14 protein-coding genes and 1 pseudogene are annotated in these 19,457 nt (G+C 68.8%); 4 read left to right on the plus strand and 11 right to left on the minus strand.

The window, feature by feature from the left end:
• Window positions 1-60: 60 nt before the first annotated feature.
• The 5 genes from ABZ855_RS01470 to ABZ855_RS01490 all read right to left on the minus strand — a co-directional run bounded on the left by ABZ855_RS01470 (window position 61) and on the right by ABZ855_RS01490 (window position 5,326).
• Entirely contained in the window at window positions 61-555 is a 495-nt protein-coding gene (locus ABZ855_RS01470) for an LURP-one-related family protein (RefSeq protein WP_360799058.1), read from the minus strand.
• Between the two features lie 103 nt (window positions 556-658).
• Window positions 659-877 (minus strand): DUF6458 family protein, encoded by a 219-nt coding sequence (locus ABZ855_RS01475; protein ID WP_319206050.1) that lies wholly within the window; start codon window positions 875-877, stop codon window positions 659-661.
• Between the two features lie 111 nt (window positions 878-988).
• The gene (locus tag ABZ855_RS01480; protein ID WP_360799062.1) at window positions 989-2,311 is read right to left on the minus strand and encodes a M18 family aminopeptidase; all 1,323 of its coding nucleotides are present in this window, start codon (window positions 2,309-2,311) and stop codon (window positions 989-991) included.
• A gap of 247 nt (window positions 2,312-2,558) precedes the next feature.
• Window positions 2,559-4,385, minus strand: coding sequence for an acyl-CoA dehydrogenase (locus ABZ855_RS01485; RefSeq protein WP_360799280.1), 1,827 nt, complete (start codon window positions 4,383-4,385; stop codon window positions 2,559-2,561).
• A 173-nt stretch (window positions 4,386-4,558) separates the two neighbouring features.
• The gene (locus ABZ855_RS01490) at window positions 4,559-5,326 is read right to left on the minus strand and encodes an intradiol ring-cleavage dioxygenase (RefSeq protein ID WP_360799283.1); all 768 of its coding nucleotides are present in this window, start codon (window positions 5,324-5,326) and stop codon (window positions 4,559-4,561) included.
• A 356-nt stretch (window positions 5,327-5,682) separates the two neighbouring features.
• Between ABZ855_RS01490 and ABZ855_RS01495 the strand changes: the two genes are divergently transcribed.
• From ABZ855_RS01495 to ABZ855_RS01505, 3 genes are all read left to right on the plus strand, one after another.
• Window positions 5,683-6,147: an SseB family protein gene (locus ABZ855_RS01495; RefSeq protein WP_235476750.1), complete on the plus strand. Its 465-nt coding sequence runs from the start codon at window positions 5,683-5,685 to the stop codon at window positions 6,145-6,147.
• A 204-nt stretch (window positions 6,148-6,351) separates the two neighbouring features.
• Entirely contained in the window at window positions 6,352-8,559 is a 2,208-nt protein-coding gene (locus tag ABZ855_RS01500; RefSeq protein WP_360799065.1) for a PT domain-containing protein, read from the plus strand.
• A 113-nt stretch (window positions 8,560-8,672) separates the two neighbouring features.
• Window positions 8,673-9,644, plus strand: a complete 972-nt coding sequence (locus tag ABZ855_RS01505) for a pirin family protein (RefSeq protein ID WP_360799068.1) — start codon at window positions 8,673-8,675, stop codon at window positions 9,642-9,644.
• 385 nt (window positions 9,645-10,029) lie between these two features.
• Here the strand turns inward: ABZ855_RS01505 and ABZ855_RS01510 are convergent, their stop codons facing one another.
• From ABZ855_RS01510 to ABZ855_RS01525, 4 genes are all read right to left on the minus strand, one after another.
• Complete coding sequence (locus ABZ855_RS01510) at window positions 10,030-11,031, minus strand: hypothetical protein (protein WP_360799071.1); 1,002 nt, start codon at window positions 11,029-11,031, stop codon at window positions 10,030-10,032.
• A 41-nt stretch (window positions 11,032-11,072) separates the two neighbouring features.
• Window positions 11,073-12,188 carry a DUF3696 domain-containing protein gene (locus ABZ855_RS01515; RefSeq protein WP_360799074.1) on the minus strand — a complete coding sequence of 372 codons (1,116 nt, stop codon included), beginning with the start codon at window positions 12,186-12,188 and terminating at the stop codon, window positions 11,073-11,075.
• Complete coding sequence (locus tag ABZ855_RS01520) at window positions 12,185-13,369, minus strand: DUF262 domain-containing protein (RefSeq protein ID WP_360799077.1); 1,185 nt, start codon at window positions 13,367-13,369, stop codon at window positions 12,185-12,187. The genes ABZ855_RS01515 and ABZ855_RS01520 overlap by 4 nt, the downstream gene beginning before the upstream one ends.
• 244 nt (window positions 13,370-13,613) lie before the next feature.
• The gene (locus ABZ855_RS01525) at window positions 13,614-14,180 is read right to left on the minus strand and encodes a BRO family protein (protein ID WP_360799080.1); all 567 of its coding nucleotides are present in this window, start codon (window positions 14,178-14,180) and stop codon (window positions 13,614-13,616) included.
• A gap of 289 nt (window positions 14,181-14,469) precedes the next feature.
• Between ABZ855_RS01525 and ABZ855_RS01530 the strand changes: the two genes are divergently transcribed.
• Complete coding sequence (locus ABZ855_RS01530; protein WP_360799083.1) at window positions 14,470-15,687, plus strand: transposase; 1,218 nt, start codon at window positions 14,470-14,472, stop codon at window positions 15,685-15,687.
• Window positions 15,688-15,725: 38 nt separating this feature from the next.
• Here ABZ855_RS01530 and ABZ855_RS01535 read toward each other — a convergent pair.
• Together ABZ855_RS01535 and ABZ855_RS01540 are read right to left on the minus strand one after the other, a co-directional pair.
• Window positions 15,726-17,111: pseudogene (locus ABZ855_RS01535) on the minus strand (cytochrome P450); the annotation flags it as partial.
• 7 nt (window positions 17,112-17,118) lie between these two features.
• On the minus strand, window positions 17,119-19,308 hold the full coding sequence (locus ABZ855_RS01540) for a SpoIIE family protein phosphatase (protein WP_360799086.1): 2,190 nt from the start codon (window positions 19,306-19,308) through the stop codon (window positions 17,119-17,121).
• Window positions 19,309-19,457: the final 149 nt, after the last annotated feature.

Below are 19,457 nucleotides of genomic sequence, written 5' to 3' on the forward strand. Positions count from 1 at the left end.
ACGGGCCTTGTCCTCAATCGCCGGACGGGCTGGGGGTGCGGGCCGGGGCTGAAAAGGATCTCAGGTGTCCGTACGTTCCTTCTCTGCCAGGTGGATTACGCAGATCGTCACCGCGATCAGTAGTGCCGGGTCCGTGTCCTCGCGTACCACGTCCACTCCGTAGGTTTCGCGGAGGTGGAGCCAGCGGCGGGAGATCTGGGCCAGGAGTTCGCCGTCGTACTCGACCGCGAACTCCCGGTCCAGGATCTTGCCGCTGACGTCCAGTTCCGTGCCGTCCACCAGTGTCACTCGGTAGTGGTTGCGCAGCAGGGACAGGCGTTTGCGTCTGATCGTCGCCAGCGGGGCGCCGTCCCGTTCGATCACCATCGTGTCCCGCACGGCGAACATCTTCTTGTGGATGTCGATCAGGACCCGGCCCTCGGTGTCCTTCAGCTCGAAGGTGTCCCGCAGTCGCATCGCCTTGCCGTCGACCAGGTACACCTTGGTGCCGTGCCGGTCCTCGATCCAGTAGTCGTCGCCGATGCCGAGCAGCCGGTCGCGTACGAGGAATCTCATGTCCTCACCGCTTCCCCGCCACCGCGTCCCCGACGCCGCCGGACGCCACGGGTACGCCGATGGGCGCAGAGTTCAGCAGAGTATGAGCAGAGTCGCGCAGCGCTCAGCCGTGGTGCCGGTCGTCGTCGATCACCGTCGTCGAGGGCGGGATCAGGACCCGCCTGCGCCTGGCCACACTGCGGAACGCCAGGGCGCCGATCAGCCCGACGATCATCAGGATGACCCCGACCAGGTCGAGGTTGACCCCCTCCATCTCCCAGTCGGTCGCGAACGTGAGGATGGCTCCCACGGCGATGAGGATGATGCATCCGCCGAGGCTCATGAGTGTTGCCTCCCTGTCCGGGTCCGGTCGTCGCCGGTCGGTCCGGTGTATCCGGTTGTTCCGGTGGCATTCGGGTGCCCGGCCCTGGGACAGGTATGCGCGGCGGTGTGACTACCCTTCCAGGAAAGCCACCAGGGCGTTGGCGAGCAGGTGCGGGTCGTCGGCGCCGCACAACTCCCGCGCGCTGTGCATCGACAGGATCGCCACGCCGATGTCGACCGTCTTGATGCCGTGTCTCGCGGCGGTGATCGGGCCGATCGTCGTACCGCAGGGCATGGAGTTGTTGGAGACGAAGTTCTGGAACGGGACGCCGGCCTTGTCACAGGCAGCGGCCCAGATCGCGCGGCCCGAACCGTCCGTGGCGTAGCGGTTGTTGACGTTGACCTTGAGGATGGGGCCGCCGTTGACACGCGGGTGGTGCGTCGGGTCGTGCCGCTCCGCGTAGTTGGGGTGGACGGCGTGGCCCGTGTCGGAGGAGAGGCACACGGTGCCCGCGAACGCCCTTGCCCGGTCCTCGTACGATCCGCCCCGCGCGAACACCGAACGCTCCAGCACACCGCCGAGCAGCGGGCCGTCCGCGCCTGTGTCGCTCTGCGAGCCGTTCTCCTCGTGGTCGAAGGCCGCGAGGACCGGGATGTACGGGAGTTCGTGGGAGCTTGCGGCTACGGCTGCCAGTGCCGCCGTGGCGGCGTGTACGGACAGCAGGTTGTCCATGCGCGGGCCGGCGACCAGCTCCCGGTCGCGGCCCAGGTACGCGGGCGGTTCCACGGAGTGGGTCATCAGGTCCCAGCCGGTGACCTCGCCCGGCGCGAGTCCGGACTCCTGTTCGAGGTAGGCGATCAGGTCGCCCTCCCGGACGTCGTCCGACATGCCCCAGATCGGCTGCATGTTGCGCTGCTTGTCGAGCTTCAGGCCGTCGGTGTTCACCGCGCGGTCGAGGTGGATGGCGAGCTGGGGGACTCGCAGCAGGGGCCGGTCGATGTTCACCAGGCGCGAGGTGCCGTCCCGGAGGGTGAGGCGGCCGGCCAGGCCCAGGTCGCGGTCGAGCCAGGAGTTGAGCAGCGGTCCGCCGTAGATCTCCACGGCGACCTGGCGCCAGCCGTGTCCGCCGAGGTCCGGCACCGGCTTGACGCGCAGGTTGGGGGAGTCGGTGTGGGCGCCGACGATCCGGAAGGGGGTGTGCGGCGCGGCGCCCTCGGGGACGTACCAGGCCACGATCGCGCCGCCGCGCAGCACGTACTTGCCGCCGCTGACCGCGGTGGAGGACGCGGCGCTCTCCGCGTCCCAGGCGTCCGTCTCGGCGACCTGGCGGAAGCCGGCCTTCTCCAGCCGCTGGGCGGTGTTCGCCACGGCGTGGTACGGCGACGGACTCGCCGCCAGGAAGGACATCAGGTCGTCGGTGAGGCCGCGGTCGAAGCGGTGGGGTGCGCTCATGGGGTTCACCTTAACGACGTAACGGCGCCCGCTCCCTGGGATGGCGAGCGGGCCCTCGTAACGGGGGTGTGAAGGCGGGACAACTGGCTCGGGAGTCAGTTTTCGGACACCGGACGGACCGTGGGGATGTGTCCTGGTTCAGCCGGAGGACCGACGGCGGCGGCCCGCCCCCGAGCATGAACCCGGGTGCGGGCCGCCGTACTTGTGCGATGACTGACCGGTGGTCGGCCGGTGGCAGGCCGGTGGCTCAGAAGGCCGCCTCGTCCAGGTCCATCACGTCGAGGTCCACGCCGGCCGCCAGCTTGCGGGCGCCGGTGACGCCCGGCAGGACGTTGGCCGCGAAGAACTTCGCCGCCGCGATCTTGCCCTGGTAGAACGGGACGTCCTTCGCGGACGCGGTCTCCAGCTTCTCGGCGGCCACGGCGGCGCCCTTGAGGAGCAGGTAGCCGACGACGACGTCACCCGAGGCCATCAGCAGGCGGGTGGTGTTGAGGCCCACCTTGTAGATGTTCTTGACGTCCTGCTCGGTCGCCGCGAGGTCCGTCAGCATCAGGCCGACGATCGCCTCCAGCTCGACGGCCGCCTTGGCGAGGTGCTCGCGTGCCACCGCCAGGTCCTCGCCGCCCGTGCCCGGCGCCAGGAACTTCTTGATCTCCTCGGCGAGGGAGTTGAGGGCCGCGCCCTGGTTGCGGACGATCTTCCGGAAGAAGAAGTCCTGGCCCTGGATCGCGGTCGTGCCCTCGTACAGGGTGTCGATCTTGGCGTCGCGGATGTACTGCTCGATCGGGTACTCCTGCAGGAACCCGGAGCCGCCGAAGGTCTGCAGCGACTGGGCGAGCTGCTCGTAGCCCTTCTCGGAGCCGTAGCCCTTGACGATCGGCAGGAGCAGGTCGTTCAGGGCCTCCAGGGCGGCGGTGTCCTCGCCGGCCGCCTCCTTGACCTGGATCTCGTCCTGGACGGAGGCCGTGTAGAGCACCAGGGCGCGCATGCCCTCGGCGTACGCCTTCTGCGTGATCAGCGAGCGGCGGACGTCCGGGTGGTGCGTGATGGTGACCTTGGGCGCCGTCTTGTCCATGAAGTTGGCCAGATCCGGCCCCTGGACGCGCTCCTTGGCGTACTCGAGGGCGTTGAGGTAGCCGGTCGACAGGGTCGAGATGGCTTTCGTGCCGACCATCATGCGGGCGAACTCGATGATCCGGAACATCTGGCGGATGCCGTCGTGCTTGTCGCCGATCAGCCAGCCCTTGGCCGGGTGGCGGTCGCCGAAGGTCATCTCGCAGGTGTTGGAGGCCTTGAGGCCCATCTTGTGCTCGACGTTCGTCGCGTACACGCCGTTGCGCTCGCCGAGCTCGCCCGTCTCGAAGTCGAAGAGGAACTTCGGTACGAGGAAGAGGGACAGGCCCTTGGTGCCGGGGCCGTGGCCCTCGGGGCGCGCGAGGACGTAGTGGAGGATGTTCTCCTCCATGTCGTGCTCACCGGAGGTGATGAACCGCTTCACACCCTCGATGTGCCAGGAGCCGTCCTCCTGCTGGACCGCCTTGGTGCGGCCGGCGCCCACGTCCGAGCCGGCGTCCGGCTCGGTGAGGACCATGGTGGAGCCCCAGGTCCTGTCGACCGCGATCTGGGCGATCTTCTTCTGTACGTCGTTGCCCTCGTCGAAGAGGATGCCGGCGAACGCCGGGCCGGAGGCGTACATCCACACGGCCGGGTTCGCGCCGAGCAGCAGCTCCGCGTAGGACCAGATCAGGGAGCGCGGCGCGGTGGTGCCGCCGATCTCCTCGGGGAGGCCGAGGCGCCAGTACTCCGACTCCATGAAGGCCTTGTAGCTCTTCTTGAAGGACGCCGGGACGGGCGCGGTGTTCGTCGCGGGGTCGAAGACCGGCGGGGTGCGGTCGCCGTCGGCGAAGGACTCCGCCAGCTCGTTCTCCGCGAGGCGCGTCATCTCCTCGAGGATGCTCCTGGCGGTGTCCGCGTCCATCTCCGCGAACGGACCCGTGCCGTACAGCTTGTCGCGCCCGAGGACCTCGAAGAGGTTGAACTCGATGTCGCGGAGATTCGACTTGTAGTGCCCCATGGCGACGGCTCCGTAGAGAGATCGGCGAGGCACTGGCTCCTCGCGCCTAATTCACATACCAACTAGTAGCTACCTTCCACGATGATGCTACCCGTCGGTAATAAGACGCAACCCCAATCAGGTCATGTGTGACGCGTAACGCCCCCGAGAGCCGTTGGATGGTGTCGAATGGTCTAGACCGGGACGGTGAGGGTGGCCGTGTAGCCCTTGGCCACGCTGCCCTCCACGGCGGCCAGCTGATGGTCGTAGCCGTCCCTGAAGACCATGTCGGAGTCGAGGGAGAGCTCGGCGAGGTTCCCCACGCTGTTGCTGTAGCCGTCCGACGCGTACACCGTGTCGCAGACGTCCTTCGGGAACGCGAGCTGCGAGGTGTTCGTTGTCGACGTGGCCGCGGTCGCGTCCGCAAGGCTGCCGTAGACCTCGAAGTGGATGTGCGGCCAGCGGCCCTTGTAGCAGCCCGGGAAGATGCTGGTGAAGGTGACCTGGCCCTTGTCGTCCGTCTCCTGGACGCCCCGGAGGTAGTTCTCGTCGGTGACTCCCTCTGTATAGAGGGAGTAGTCGCCCGCGCGGTCGCAGTGCCACAGGTAGACGGCGGCGCCCTTCTTGGGGGTCCCGCAGCCGGAGGCCGCGTCGACGACGGTGAGTGTGACGGTCAGCGGCACCCCCTCGGCCGTACCGCCCGCGGAGTTCCCGAAGCTGGACCTGATGTCGCTGCGCACGACCCCGCTCTCCTTGAGCACGTTCACCCCGTTCGAGCCGTCGGCCGGGTAGGGGCCGGCGGTCTCCTCCGGGATGGTCGCGCACTCGGCGGACGAGGACGAGGAGGAACTCGAGGATGCGGACGACGATGTTCCGGTGGTGGTGGAGGAGGACGTGGAGGCGTCGTCGGTGGTGCAGGCCGCCAGCGGCACCAGGCTCGCGCCGGCGAGCAGCCGGATCATCCGGCGGCGGGCGAGGACGGGGAGGTCGTAGGACAGACCCCTGTCGTGCTCGTGGTCCTCGTCGGCCCCGTGGTGCCCGTGATGCGCGTGGTTGCCGTGATGCGCGTGGTTGCCGTGATTCCCGGAGTCGTGGTGCCCGTGTCCGCTCATGTCGTCCGTCTCCCTCTGTCCGCGCCGCCGGCCCGTGCCCGCCGGTTATTGCCCGGCTTTTGCCGCCGCCCGGCGGTTTCTTTGTCGACGCCGACGATATGAGTGCCACCTGTGTGAAACCGGGACCGGGCCTGTGAGCTCCCGATGGAGCGTCCGGCGGGACCGGCCCGCCCCGGGGCCACCGCGCTCTCGGTACTCTTGCGGCCATGTACGGCTATGACCAGAACGCTGGAGCGCAGCAGCAGTACGCCCAGCCGCAGCAGCAGATGCCGGGCGGGTACGGCCAGCAGCCGCCGCTGTACCCCGAGCCGTCCCCGCCGTCCCTCGCGGACGCGGTGCGCGCCTTCACGACGGGCTCGATGTCGGCCGAGGACTTCCAGCAGGTCTTCGCCACGTCGAAGGTGTACTGCCCGCGCGGCGACAACCCCGGGTTCCTGGCGCTGCACAACACCCAGCAGCCCGTGATCCCGATGTTCACCTCGCTGAAGGAGCTGCGCCGCTACGCCGGCAAGGAGTCCAAGTACTTCGTGATCACCGGCGCCGAGGTCATCGACCTGCTGCCCACCGGCTACGGCTTCGTCGTGGACATGGAGGGCGAGCACCGCATGGTGTTCGACGCGAAGGCGGTCGAGCAGATGGTGGAGTTCGCGATGCGCAGGATGTACGGCTGACGGACGGTCGCTTCTCTCCACTCTCTCCACATTTCCCCCACCTGTTCGATAATCTCCACTGCGTTTGTCACAGGCATGCCATAGGGTTCCTTCAGGCAGCCGCGCCCCACTGGTGACCGCTTCGGCGGTCGCTTCTGGGTGTCGCGCGGCGCTCTCAGCTCCCGGCGGTGCCGGGTTCTTCTGTGGGGGTTCATTACTGTGCGCATGCGCAGCACTTCGACCGCGACGGCACTCGCCGTCCTCTTCAGCTCGGCGGCGCTCAGTGTCGCCGCCACCGGCACGGCCTCGGCGGCCGTCGCCAGCGTCCGCTCGCCCGGGGGGATCGTGGCGGACGGAACCTTGAAGCGGGTCTTCGTCGGTGACAGCGCCCTCGGCCGCGTACTCGCGACGAACTACTCGGGGACCGTCGTCGACATCGCCAGCGGTCTCGGCCCGGTCGCCGACCTGGCGCTGTCCGACGACGGCCGCACCCTGTACGCGTCCCTGCCCACGCGGGGACAGATCGTGGCCCTCGACCCGGCCACCCTCGACGCCAAGGCCCGCTACGACATTCCCACCGACGCCGGCCCGCGCCACCTCGCCTTCGCCGGCGGCAAGCTCTGGTTCAGCTACGGCGACCAGTGGGACGGCAATCTGGGCTCCATCGACCCGACGGTGACCGAGGACCCGGCTCCGGAACCGACGGACCCGGCTCCCGAACCGACCGAGCCGACGCCGGACCCGACGGCGCCGCCGTCCGAACCGCCGACGACACCGCCCGCGCCGGACCCCACCGACCCGAGCGAGGACCCGTCCGCGGACCCGTCCACGGAACCGTCCGCGGAGCCGTCCGCGGAGCCGTCCGTGGAGCCGCCGGCCGAGCCCACGACCGAGCCGACGCTCGACCCGCCCACCACCGAGACCTCCACCAGGTCTCTGGCGAACCGGGCCGCGGCCGCGGTCGGCCAGGTGTCCATGGGACAGCTCCCCGAGGGCACCAACGGCATCTGGGGCCAGGCGCTGCTCGACTCGAGCACGTCGGCGCCCGGTCTGCTGGCCCTCGCCGAGACCGGCGACTCCTCCTCGACGCTCGCCGTCCTGGACGTCTCCGGCGCGAAGCCCCGGCTGGTCGCGTACCACGACACCAGCTACGAGCTCAATTACGGCCTCGGTGACATCGACATCGTCCCCGGCGCCGCACAGGTGCTGGCCGACGGCACGGACCGGGACACCTACGCCAACGGCACCTTCAAGAAGACGGGCGCCTACCCGGCCGGCCAGCGCGCCGACATCGCCCCGGGCGGCCTGGTCGCCCAGGCCAACGGCAACAAGGTGGCCATCTTCCGGCCGAACGCGACGAGGCCGCTGCGCACGTACACGGCCGGCACGTACGCCACCGCCGACCTGGCCTGGGCGCCGGACGCCTCCCGCGTCTTCGCCCTGGTCGGGACCGCCGACGGTTACACCCTCAAGGCGCTCACCGACCCGACGAAGAACGCCCCGACCCTGACGGTGAACGCGCCGTCGACGGCCACCCGGGCCAGGAAGCTCACGGTCACCGGCAAGCTGTCGGCCTCGGTCGCGCTGCCGGCCGGCGTCAAGCTGAAGGTCACCCGGACCGACATGGAGAGCCCCAACGGCAAGACCCTGCCGCCGGCCCTGGTGAAGTCGAACGGCACCTACTCGTTCACGGACACCCCGCCCGCCGGTGGCACGGTCACCTACAAGGTGGCGTATCTGGGTGACGCGGCGCACCTCGCGACGAGCGCCTCCGACAAGGTCACGGTGTCCCGTACAGCGCCGACGCTGACCCTGAACAACAACAAGAAGATCTACAACTACGGCGCCGACGTCCGCTTCACCGCGCACCTGGGCTCCACGTACAAGAACCGTACGGTCGAGATCTGGGCCGACCCGTACGGCACCGACAAGCCGAAGAAGCTGATCAAGTCCGCCCGGGTCAACTCCGCGGGGAACCTCGCGGTGACCCTGGACATGACCCGCGACACCGCCGTCATCGCGGTCTACAAGGGTGACGCCCGCTTCGCGCCCAAGTCGGCCAAGGTCACGGCGTACGCGCGGGTGCGGATCTCCACGGCCGTGTCCCGGCACTACAAGACGGCCAAGATCGGCTCGACCTCGTACTACTGGTTCCACAAGAACACCTCGCCGCTGCTGACGACCTCGATGCCCTACTACCCGGGCCGCGAGCAGCGCTTCGACCTGCAGGTCTACTTCGAGGGCACGTGGTACTCCGCCGAGTCGCAGTACTTCGGGATCGGTACGAACGGCAAGTCGGCGGTCGAGCTGCCGGCGCCCGGTGAGTCGGGCATCCGGGCCCGGATGCGGTCGGTCTACGTCGACGGCTCCTCCGGCGACAACGTGAACACGACGACGGTCGGTGCGTGGAAGTACCTGTACTTCAGCAACTAGTCGTAACCGAGCAGGCGGCGAAGGCCCGGAGGGAATGTCCTCCGGGCCTTCGCCGTTAGGGGTAGCAGAAAGTTCAACAGTCAACTAAACTGGCCGCACAAGGAGGTCCCGACATGCCTGCAGTGACCGTCGAGAACACGCTGATCCTGCCCCGTGTGGCCGCTCCGGCCGAGGCCGTGGCGCGTCCCGTGCTCACCGTGACGACCGCGCCGAGCGGTTTCGAGGGTGAGGGATTCCCGGTGCGCCGAGCGTTCGCCGGAATCGCCTACAAGCACCTCGACCCGTTCATCATGATGGACCAGATGGGTGAGGTGGAGTACGCGCCGGGCGAGCCCAAGGGCACCCCCTGGCACCCCCACCGCGGCTTCGAGACCGTCACCTACATCATGGACGGGATCTTCGACCACCAGGACTCGCAGGGTGGCGGCGGCACCATCACCAACGGCGACACCCAGTGGATGACGGCCGGCTCGGGCCTCCTGCACATCGAGGCGCCGCCGGAGTCGCTCGTCATGTCCGGCGGTCTCTTCCACGGCATCCAGCTGTGGGTGAACCTCCCGGCCAAGGACAAGATGATGGCCCCGCGCTACCAGGACATCCGTGGCGGTCAGGTCCAGCTCCTCACGTCCCACGACGGCGGCGCCCTTCTGCGCGTCATCGCCGGCGAGCTGGACGGTCACCAGGGTCCCGGTATCACGCACACCCCGATCAGCCTGGTCCACGCGACGCTGGCGCCGGGCGCGGAGGTCACCCTGCCGTGGCGGGAGGACTTCAACGGGCTCGCGTACGTTCTCGCGGGGCGCGGCAGCGTGGGTGTGGACCGGCGTCCGGTCCACAAGGGCCAGACCGCGGTGTTCGGGGCGGGCTCGTCCCTGTCGATCCGTGCGGACGAACTGCAGGACGCGAACTCCCCGGACCTGGAGGTCCTGCTCCTCGGCGGCCGGCCGATCCGTGAGCCGATGGCGCACTACGGCCCGTTCGTGATGAACACGAGGGCGGAGCTTGAGCAGGCGTTCGAAGATTTCCAGAAGGGCCGGCTGGGGACGATCCCGGCGGTGCATGGAATGTCCGACGGTGGTCTGTAGAGCTAGAAGGTTCAGTACTGTACAAGTCGGCCCGAAGTCGCAACTTTGCCTTGCGACTTCGGGCCTGTCTTTCTTTGGGCTACTGGACTACGGCAGTACGTAGAACGGAGTGTCGTCCGGAGCACGGCCTACCTGGCGTACGCATCCCCTGCCGGGCCCGTGGGGTCCGTGCTGTCGCGGACCGGGGTGTGGGTCGGGTGGGCGTCGGACACCTCCAGCCAGTCGCCGTTGCCGCTGACTTACGCCAGGCGGTGAGGGCCGACGTGTCTCGGATGGCGCACCGACGACGTACGCGATGCAGTGCGCCGTGTGCGAGGAGTCCTCGGCGGTCGACTTCGGCGGGCGCGTCGGCGGGCCTCGTGGACGGTGTGAAGGAACGGGTCTGTCAGCTCAGATGGTCTCTGAAGACGCCGACCAGGATCCGGTCGTCGTACGCGGGGATCGGGAGCGAGAAGTGCACCCGGTCCCGGTCCCACAGGCGCTTGCCGTGCCACTCGCAGCGGTAGGTGCTGCCGCGGTAGGTGACGTTGCGCTCCGCCCAGGCCTTCGCGTTCTTCTTCGTGTTGGCGCTCTCGGGGGAGATGTCGAGGTCCATCGCGGAGAACCTGGCCATCACCTGGTTCTGGTCACCGGAGCATGCGGCAAGGGTCTGGGCGAAGTGGTCACTCAGGGCGCCCAGCAACTCCACCAGCCAGGGCAGGACATCGGCGTAGGAGCCCTTGAAGCGGCTCAGGTTCAGGGATTCGGCGAAGAGCAGGCCGGGAAAGGCGTCCTCGGTGAGGGTGAAGAAGCGGTCGGCGGAGACGGGCTCGTGGGTCTCGTGAGTGTAGACACCGCGCCAGAAACCGGGAGTGTCCTCAGGAGCGCGCAGCAGGTGCAGCTGGACCCCGTCGTGGCTGTCCTCCGTTTCCCGTTCCACCGTGATCCAGCCGGACGGCCAGTCCTCGCGCCCCGGGGCGTGCCAGGTCAGCAGGCAGGACGTCGCGCGGCCAGCCGCCGCGCGGGACACGGCGTGGGCGACACCCCAAGAGGGCTCCCGCCATGGCCCCTCGGCGACCCTGACGGGCTGGGGCAGGTCCGACTCCTCCGGTTCCACCATTCGGCACTTGTCGAGGAGGCTGCCCAGGAGACGGCGCTCGTCGGGTGGAAGGCCGCCGTCCCTGGTGTACAGCGCGTCGGTCAGGGTGACGGACGGCAGGCATTCTGTGCCGTACGCCGGTTCCAGGAACGCGGTCCTGCGGCCGTCGGCCAGCGGTTTCAGCACTTCGGCGAGGGCGTCGATGGCGTCACGGCGCTCTGCGCCGGTCAGCGTACGCCAGTCGAAACACTCCTCGCTGATGACGACGCGGTAGTCGTCGACACCGAGGCCGTCCTCCCGGTTGTTCACCGGATACTCCCCCCTGCTTCATCCGGATCGCCCGGCCTACGTCACCTGCCGCGCCGGGCGCGGGCCAGCCGTCCCAGGTCCATTTCGATCTGATCGAAGAATCCGTCGGGCCACCGGTCGAGTTCGCCCTTGTCGTTGATGCCGATGGGCAGGGACCGGTCGTGGTCGAAGTAATGAGTGATCATGTCCGACGCGTCAAGGGAGCGATCCTGGGCCACGGCCAGGCGGGCCCCATTGAGGACGTGGTCGCTGTGGGTCTCCACCACGACCTGCACTCCGCTGCCCGCGACGCGGGCCAGGAACCGGCCCAGCTTCGACTGACCCGACGGATGCAGGTGGGCCTCCGGGTTCTCGATGATCAGCAGGTCTCCGGGTTCGGTCAGCAGACCGGCGACGATGATCGGCAGAGCGTAGGAGACGCCGAAGCCGGTGTTGGCGGGGCGGAGGACCTCCTCGCCCTTGAGCCGGGTCTCGGCGAAGCGGATCGTGCTTGCCATGACCCCGACCGCGAGCTGGGCTGTGATCTGCACCGGGCGGATGATGTCCGAGGCCCAGGCCTCCGCCTGAAGGCGGGGCTGGGACACGGCGAGGCCGGGGTGGTGGAGTTCGGGGCGGACCGTCCTGCGTCGGCTCACCGAGCGGGTCTCCCGCAGGGCCAACACCTGGGCCGTGTACTCGCCTCTGACACCCACCCCGATGCTGTCGGGGTCGTCGGCGGAGACCTCCAGCATGTCGCGAGGGCCGAGGCGTTCGGCGCAGAGGTAGGTGAAGCCTGGGGAACAGGCGCCGATTCCGGAGATGTCGGAGGACGGCCTTTCCATGACGCTCAGGTGGAGTGCCCGTTCATCGTCGGGAACGCCGAACACGTACGCCCATGCGTCGGCGTCCCGGGGGCGCGGCCGTACTACGACGGTGTCCAAGTCTGTGGCATCCCAGTGCAGCACGTCCCGGACCTCGCCCAGCGCCAGTCCCATCGGTCCGTTCAGCTGGACACTGCCACTGTCTGGGCTCGTGGCCGCGATCCTGGCCAGCAGGAGCGCCTGAATCAGCGAACTCTTGCCACCGCCGTTAACGCCGGTCAGGACGGTGAGAGGGCGCATCTCGAAGGATGCCGAGGAGAAACACTTGAAGCGTTCGATCTCCAGGGTGCCGATCACAGGCCGGCCTTCACGTCTTTGCCTGCGGCCTTGAACCGGTAGTCGACGCGGTGTCTGTCAGCGGTGGAGGAGGTGATGGCGTTCAGGTACTGGACATCCACGGTCATGCGCTTGCGTGCGGCCTTCTGGATCGCCGTGCGGCGTGCGCGCAGGTCGGCCGTGGTGAACGAGGGGTCGGACAGGGCGATGGACCACGTCTCGAACAGGGCGCGGTTGATCGGGCTGCGCCAGTTCACGTTCGTGGGCCACTTACGGAACGCGTGCTCGCCGAAGACGAGGTAGGCGTGCGACATCGCCCGCTCGAAAGCGGACTCCAGTTCTGCCACCCGCTCGTCCGGTACTGAGCTCGGCTCGTCGAGCATCACCGTGGTGTCCATCAGGAAGTCCTCCATCACCGGACGCTTCCGGTACTCCTCCACTCCCTTCAACCAGAACGCCGCAAAGCGCAGGGCCATCTCCCGGTCGTTCATACGGATGTGGTCGGTGAGACGTCCCCCGGTGGCCTTTTCGAAGGCGTCCGTGTGGGTCATGCGTTTGAGGATGTCGCGGCTGCGCTTCTTGCTCATGCAGTGGCGGATCTCCTGGGCATTCAGCGGGGTGCCGCCGGTGTTGATCCGTTTGAAGATTTCGTACGTGACCCCGCGCGGTGTCGTCGGGTCGATCACGTTGACGATCAACTGTGTGTTGTGGATACGGCGTTGGAACGGCACCGGCAGGTCGGTGAAGCGCAGATTCTTCAAGTCCTTCAGGTGCTCCAGCTTGCTGAGAGAGAACCCTGCTGCTCCGCCCCTGACGAACGCGTGCAGAGTGGACAGCCGCTGAAGGCCGTCGACTACGCGGTAACTGCCGTCCTGGTCCTCGGCGAAGTAGAAGGCGGGCAACGGGATCTGCAACAGGAGTGACTCGATCAACAGGGACTTCTGGTCGGGGCGCCACACCCTCAGGCGCTGGAAGTCCGGCGCCAGCTCGATCGAGTCCTCGTCGATCTGGTCAAGGATGTTGCGTAGGGAGAACTGGTTGGTGCTCACCCGGATCTGCTCCGGATTCCAGGGTCGCTCGATCTGTGTCGTGTCCTCCTCGACGGACTCCACCTCCACATCTGTGGCGATGCCCTCGAACACGTCCTCCACCACGTCGGGAGCCTGCGGAGCACCCTCGGCCGTCACATCCTCCGTCGTCATACGGTCATCCTAGGGGCGGGTCTCACGCGATCACGTGGCGGCGGCGTCACGGGAACCGGCCCGGAAGCCAGACGCGCAGAGTGCGGTGCGAAGGTCGGAGAGGGGCGAAGCTACAGCCCATTCCTCAAAAGGGAAGTTCGGCGCTCATGGCTTCTCCGTCAATTTCTGTCCGAGGATGGGATGTGGTTCGTCGGTGACCGGGCTGTAAGGTCCACTTCGGGCCTGTCCTGTTGTCGGTGCACTACTAAGGCAGCACGTAGCAAGGCGCCCCGTCCGCGGTGCATCCCGTCTGCCGCATGCACCCGCGTTTGAGCAGCATGCGCGGACGAAATTCTTCGTCTTCCAGGGGAGCCAGGAGCTGCTGGGGCGTCACCTTCCGTTCAGGGTGGCGGAACCTGAGGGACTGGGCGATGTTCTGGAGCGCCTCGGCGACCTGTTGCGGCGTGGCCTTGGCGGCGGGGCCGGTTGCCGGGGGTCGTGCGAGAGACGGTTCCAGGGAAAAGGGGTCGTCGCGCTGAATAGTGGCGATGACTTCGGAGACCCAATTTTCGACGGGCTCCGCCTCCGGTTTCGTGCAGCCGTTGACCAACCCCTTCATGTCTCGTCGCTGCTCCCGAGCTGCGGGAACGCTGAGACGGTGCCTCAGGAGCACACTCTCAACACTGGCGAAGTTGGTCGCGTCGGCGACGTTCCGCAGAGCGGAACCGACGTATGTGTATTCCAGGTTCTTGCACACGTCGACGGCCGGGAACCAGTGCGTCCCGTCCGGCAGGGTCAGCTTCTGTACCCGGGCCTCTGTGGCCGCGTACACGAAGTCGACTGTTTTCTGCGAGGCGGGCCCCGGTGTTCATGTCGGGGAGGAATGGCATCCGGGTGTTGCGACGCGGCGCGTCGCCGCATCCGGTTCTGGGTGTGGAGCGCCGGTACCGCTGCTGACATCTGTCGGTAGCGGTACGGGGGTGCGAACGTGTGTGCCTGTGGTCGCTGGTTGGGGTGGTGGCCGCGGGATCGGGGGGGGCGTGTGTGCGGCTGTCGTACATATGGTCCGTCGCGGGGTTCGGGACGGAACGGTGTCCCGGCCGGGGACTGTGGGGGGCGGGATGACGCAGGCGAGCGCTGTGGAGGCTGAGCATGCCCGCTACACGTACCGGCTGCGTGTGTCGTGTGCTGCCCGTACCGCCCTGGCGGCGGAGTGGGACCGGTGCCGCTGGGTGTGGAACGAATGCGTCGCCAAGTCCAGGGCCGTACACGCGCACAACAAGGCCACCGGCCAGGAGGTGACGTGCGGCCCCGCGCAGCTCGACAGGATGCTGACCGAAGCCCGGGCCCGTACGCCGTGGCTGCGTGAGGGCTCATCAGTGGTCCAGCAGCAGGTCATCCGGGACTTTGGCCGCTCCCGCGCCAAGGCGCACAAGGACATCCGCGAGCGCCTGCCCATCGCGCGCCGGGCGGGGATGCCGACGTGGAAGACCAGACGCGAGGCGCTGGCGACCGTCAACTACACCCGGCGCGGGTTCGGGTTGAAGGACGGCCGGCTGCACCTGGCCGGGGGCATCGTCGTGACGGTCGTGTGGTCGCGGCAACTGCCGGCGGAGCCGTCCTCGGTGCGTGTGTACCAGGACAGCCTCGGACACTGGTACGCCTCGTTCGTCGTCCCGGCCGAGGTCCAGCCGCTGCCGAAGACCGGTCGCGTGCTCGGCGTCGACTGGGGCGTGAGGGAGACCGCGACGACCACGTCCGACGCGCACGACCTGCCGCACGCCGGGCACGGCAGGAAGGCCCAGGCGAAGCTGACCCGGTACGACCGGATGATGGCCCGCCGCAAACCGAAGAAGGGCCGCCCCGGATCGAAGGGCTACCGCGAGGCGAAGCACCTGCGGGCGAAGGCGCACAAGAAGGTCGCCAGGCAGCGCCAGGACACCGGCCGCAAGTGGGCCAAGAAAGCCGTCCGCGACCACGATGCCATCGCCATCGAGGACTTCCGTCCGAAATTCCTGGCCAAGACCACCATGGCCAAGAAGGCCGCGGACGCCGCTATCGGCGCCACCAAGCAGGCCCTGATCGAGATGGGCCGCAAACACGGGCGGGACATCCGCCTCGTCCACCCCGCGCACACCACGATGGACTGCGCCAACTGCGATGCGAGAGCCAAGCACCGCCTGCCGCTGGGTGAGCGCACCTACACCTGCACCGCATGCGGAAACATGTCCCCACGGGACAAGAACTCCGCACGCGTGATGCTCGTCCGGGCTGGTCTCAACCCGGCTGGTACCGATGGCAGAAGACCTCCTGGAGCGCTGCTCCAGGAGGCAGCCTGAGCCAGGAATCCCCTCCCTTCAAGGAGGGGAGGATTCAACCGTGCCTCCCCCGCCGCCTGCAGTGTCACCGCCGCCGTTACCGGGATGTCCCTGTCCGGTGTTTCGAGGTCGTACTCGCGTAGGAGTACCGCCAGGGCGAGGACCGACTCCAGCATTGAGAAGTGGCGGCCGATGCATGCGCGCGGGCCGCCGCCGAACGGGAGCCAGGCGTAGCGGTGGCGGGCGGATTCGCGGGCGGGGGTGAAGCGGTCCGGGTCGAAGCGGTCGGGGGTGTCCCAGTGGGCCGGGTGGCGGTGGGTGACCCAGGGTGAGATCAGGACGTCCGCGCCCGCCGGGATGAGGTGGCCGTCGATCTCTGTCTCCGTCACCGCCCGTCTGCCCATCAGCGGGGCGGCCGGATACAGGCGCATCGTTTCCTTCAGGACCATGGTCAGGTACGGGAGTTGGTCCATGGTTGTCGCCGTGTACGGGGTGTCCGGTGGAAGCGCGGCTACTTCAGCGTGGGCCCTCGCCTGTGCCTCGGGGTGGCGGGCCAGGAGGTGGAGGGCGAAGGCCAGTGATGTCGCCGTCGTCTCGTGGCCCGCGAGGAGGAACACGAGGACCTGGTCGCGGAGTTCGCCGGCGTCGAGGCTGCCGTCCTCGTCGTTCCGTGCCCGGGAGAGGAGGGAGAGCAGGTCCTCGCCCTGGTGCTCGGTCCCGGTTCCGTCGCTCCGGCGCGTCGCGATGATCCGGTCGCAGACCTCGTACACCGCTCGGGTCGCCGCGTCCGCGCGTCTGTTGGAGGGGGTGGGCCAGGTGCGCGGGAGTCTGAGCGGGGAGTAGGCACGGCCTGTGATGTACGCGCTGACGACGGGGAAGTTGACCCGGACGACGTCCACCGCGGCCTCGACGTCCGTTCCGAACAGGACACGGGCGACCGTGCGCAGCGCCAGGCGGTCGGTCTCCTGTACGACGTCCACCTCGGGGCGGTCGCGCCAGCGTTCCGCCGTCGCCTCGGCCTCCTGGATGATCGCCGTGGCGTAGCCGTCGACCCGTTTCTTGGTGAACAGGGGCTGGATCAGCCGGCGTTGGCGGAGGTAGTCGTCGTCCTGGCTGGTGAGGAGGCCGTTGCCGGCGGTCTGGCGTATCTCCTCGTAGAAGACGTTGTCCTTGCGGAAATCGGCGGCCTGTGTGGCCAGGACCTGCTGGGCGCCCTCGGGGGAGAAGACGCAGTACATGACCGTACGGAGGCCGGGCGGGCCCGCTGCCACGCGGACCACGTCGCCGTACTCCCGCTGGGCGCGGACGAACGTGCCGAGGGGGTCCCTGCGGAGGTCGAGGGCCGAGCCGAGGAGGGGGTGGCCGGTGGGGCCGGGGGCGGGAGGAGTTGTTCCCGGGGGTGTGGTCGTGCGTGCGGTCCTGCGTGAGGTGCGCGTGACAGCCATCTTCGTATCATCCGCTTTTCGCGGTGCCCTGGGGCGTGGTTTGCCCCATCTCCCCTTCTTTCCGCTCCCTCTCGTACAGCTCGAACCAGATGCTCTTGCCCTCGCCCCTCGGGTCGACTCCCCATGCGTCCGCCAGCATCTCGATCAGCATCAACCCCCGGCCCGACGAGGCCAGTTCGCCCGGGCGGCGCTTGTGCGGGAGGTCGTCGCTGACGTCTGTTACCTCGACGCGGATGCGGCGCGCGCCGGGGTCGCCCATGACCTCGGCGACGACCAGGGCGTCGGCGTCCGTGTGGACCAGGACGTTGGTGGCCGTCTCGGAGATCAGGAGGACCGCCGAGTCGACCTGGTCGGGGCAGGGCCAGTCGTGGAGCTGTTCGCGGAGTTGCCGGCGGGCCACGGAGACGCGCTCGGGTTCCGCCTGGGCGATCGTCAGCATGGTGCGGCGGACCGTGGGGCGGGCGGCGGGCGGCAGTGTGCCGTCGGTGGCGCGGTCGGCCGGCCGGCTCAGGAGCAGCAGCGCTATGTCGTCCTCGCGGCGGTCGGCCAGCGGGCCCGTGGTGTGGTGGGAGGAGGGGCCGTGCACGGCCTGGACCAGGGCGTCGGCCAGTTCCTCGAGTCCGTCGTCCTTGATGTCCCCCTTGTGTTCCTCCAGGGTCCTGCGGATGCGCTGCCAGCCCGTTTCCAGGTCGTGGCCGCCCGTCTCGATCAGGCCGTCGGTGCACAGGAGCATCGTCTCGTCCGGTTCGAGGGCGAGGAGGGTGGTGGGGTAGTCGGCGTCCGGGTCGATGCCCAGGGGCAGGCCGCCCGCGGTCGGGCGGGTCAGTACGGTGCCGTCCGCCATCCGGATCGCCGGGTCGGGATGGCCGGCGCGGGCTATCTCCAGGACCCCGGTCGCCGGGTCGACCTCGACGTACAGGCAGGTCGCGAAGCGCAGGTCGCCGCCGCCCGTGTGGTCCGCCGAGTGGGTGATGCCGTGCAGGAAGCGGGAGGCGCGGGAGAGGACGGCGTCGGGGCGGTGGCCCTCGGAGGCGTAGGCGCGCAGCGCTATGCGGAGCTGGCCCATCAGGCCGGCGGCGCGGACGTCGTGGCCCTGGACGTCGCCGATGACCAGGGCGAAGCGCCGGCCGCCGGGCAGCGGGATCATGTCGTACCAGTCGCCGCCGACCTGGAGGCCGCCGCCGGTCGGTATGTAGCGGGCGGTGACCTCCATGCCGGGTATCTCGGGGCCGAGGGTCGGCAGCATGGAGCGTTGCAGTCCGTCGGTCAGTTCGCGTTCGGACTCGGCCACGCCCGCCCGGGAGAGGGCCTGGGCGAGCATGCGGGCGACCGTCGTCAGGACGGAGCGTTCGTCGGGGGTGAAGGTGACGGGGTAGGCGAAGCCCGCCATCCAGGCGCCCATGGTGCGGCCCGCGACGGTCAGCGGCAGGAACGCCCAGGACTGGCGGTCGAACACCTGGGCGAGAGGCCAGGCGGTGGGGTAGCGGTCGCGGTAGGCCTCGGGTGAGGAGAGGTAGACGGCCCGGCCGGTGCGGACCACCTCGGCGGCCGGGTAGTCGGTCTCCAGGGGCATGTGGGAGAAGGGTCGCTCGTCACCGGGGCGCTGGCCGTGGTGGCCGATGACGGTGAGACGGTCGCCCTGGACGCCGAAGACGGCGAGGCCGTCCGGTGAGAAGCCCGGCATCGACAGACCGGCCGCGACCCGCAGCACCTCCTCCGTGGACCGCGCCTCGGCCAGTGCCCGGCCCGCGTCCAGCAGGAACGCCTCGCGCGAGCGGCGCCAGTCACCGGTGACGGGGGTGCGCGCGGCGGCACCCGGCGGGGGCTCGGTGACCTCCTGCAGGGTGCCTGTCACGTCGTACGCCTTGCGGGCGAGGTCGAAGGTGGGCTTGGCGCGGCTGCGTGCGGTACGGATCACCCGGCCCTGTTCGTCCATGACCCGGACCCGGACCTCGGCGATGCTGTCCTCGGCGACGGCGAGCTGGATGACGCCGACGATCTCGTTCCAGTCGACCGGGTGGAGCCGGGCCCGGGCGGCGGCCTCCGTGAGGGTGGCCGGCTCGGCGGGCAGGCCGAGCAGGCGGGCCGCCTCGGCGTCGAGCGTGACCAGTTTCGTTGCCGTGTCCCAATGCCACAGGCCGGTTGCGAGGGCGACCAGAACGTCCCCCACGGCGGGCAGGGGCTCACCAGTGCGCATTGACCTACTTTATGGAGAGGTGATCGCAGCGTGCCACCCAAGCTGTACGGGGCATGCTGTGAAGGAGCTCCACAGGCTACGTGTGCGAACAATTGCGGGGAAGCGGTCTCGGGGCGGCCGGTACCCTTGGGTCTGTGTTTTCGGAGGAT

The organism is Streptomyces sp. NPDC047042, from assembly GCF_040644035.1.
In the GTDB taxonomy this organism is placed as follows: domain Bacteria; phylum Actinomycetota; class Actinomycetes; order Streptomycetales; family Streptomycetaceae; genus Streptomyces.

Excerpts from the sequence above, each read along its gene's own strand:
- ABZ855_RS01470 (WP_360799058.1), bottom strand. The coding sequence starts at position 555 with ATGAGATTCCTCGTACGCGACCGGCTGCTCGGCATCGGCGACGACTAC.
- ABZ855_RS01475 (WP_319206050.1), bottom strand. The coding sequence starts at position 877 with ATGAGCCTCGGCGGATGCATCATCCTCATCGCCGTGGGAGCCATCCTC.
- ABZ855_RS01480 (WP_360799062.1), bottom strand. The coding sequence starts at position 2,311 with ATGAGCGCACCCCACCGCTTCGACCGCGGCCTCACCGACGACCTGATG.
- ABZ855_RS01485 (WP_360799280.1), bottom strand. The coding sequence starts at position 4,385 with ATGGGGCACTACAAGTCGAATCTCCGCGACATCGAGTTCAACCTCTTC.
- ABZ855_RS01490 (WP_360799283.1), bottom strand. The coding sequence starts at position 5,326 with ATGATCCGGCTGCTCGCCGGCGCGAGCCTGGTGCCGCTGGCGGCCTGC.
- ABZ855_RS01495 (WP_235476750.1), top strand. The coding sequence starts at position 5,683 with ATGTACGGCTATGACCAGAACGCTGGAGCGCAGCAGCAGTACGCCCAG.
- ABZ855_RS01500 (WP_360799065.1), top strand. The coding sequence starts at position 6,352 with ATGCGCAGCACTTCGACCGCGACGGCACTCGCCGTCCTCTTCAGCTCG.
- ABZ855_RS01505 (WP_360799068.1), top strand. The coding sequence starts at position 8,673 with ATGCCTGCAGTGACCGTCGAGAACACGCTGATCCTGCCCCGTGTGGCC.
- ABZ855_RS01520 (WP_360799077.1), bottom strand. The coding sequence starts at position 13,369 with ATGACGACGGAGGATGTGACGGCCGAGGGTGCTCCGCAGGCTCCCGAC.
- ABZ855_RS01530 (WP_360799083.1), top strand. The coding sequence starts at position 14,470 with ATGACGCAGGCGAGCGCTGTGGAGGCTGAGCATGCCCGCTACACGTAC.
- ABZ855_RS01540 (WP_360799086.1), bottom strand. The coding sequence starts at position 19,308 with ATGCGCACTGGTGAGCCCCTGCCCGCCGTGGGGGACGTTCTGGTCGCC.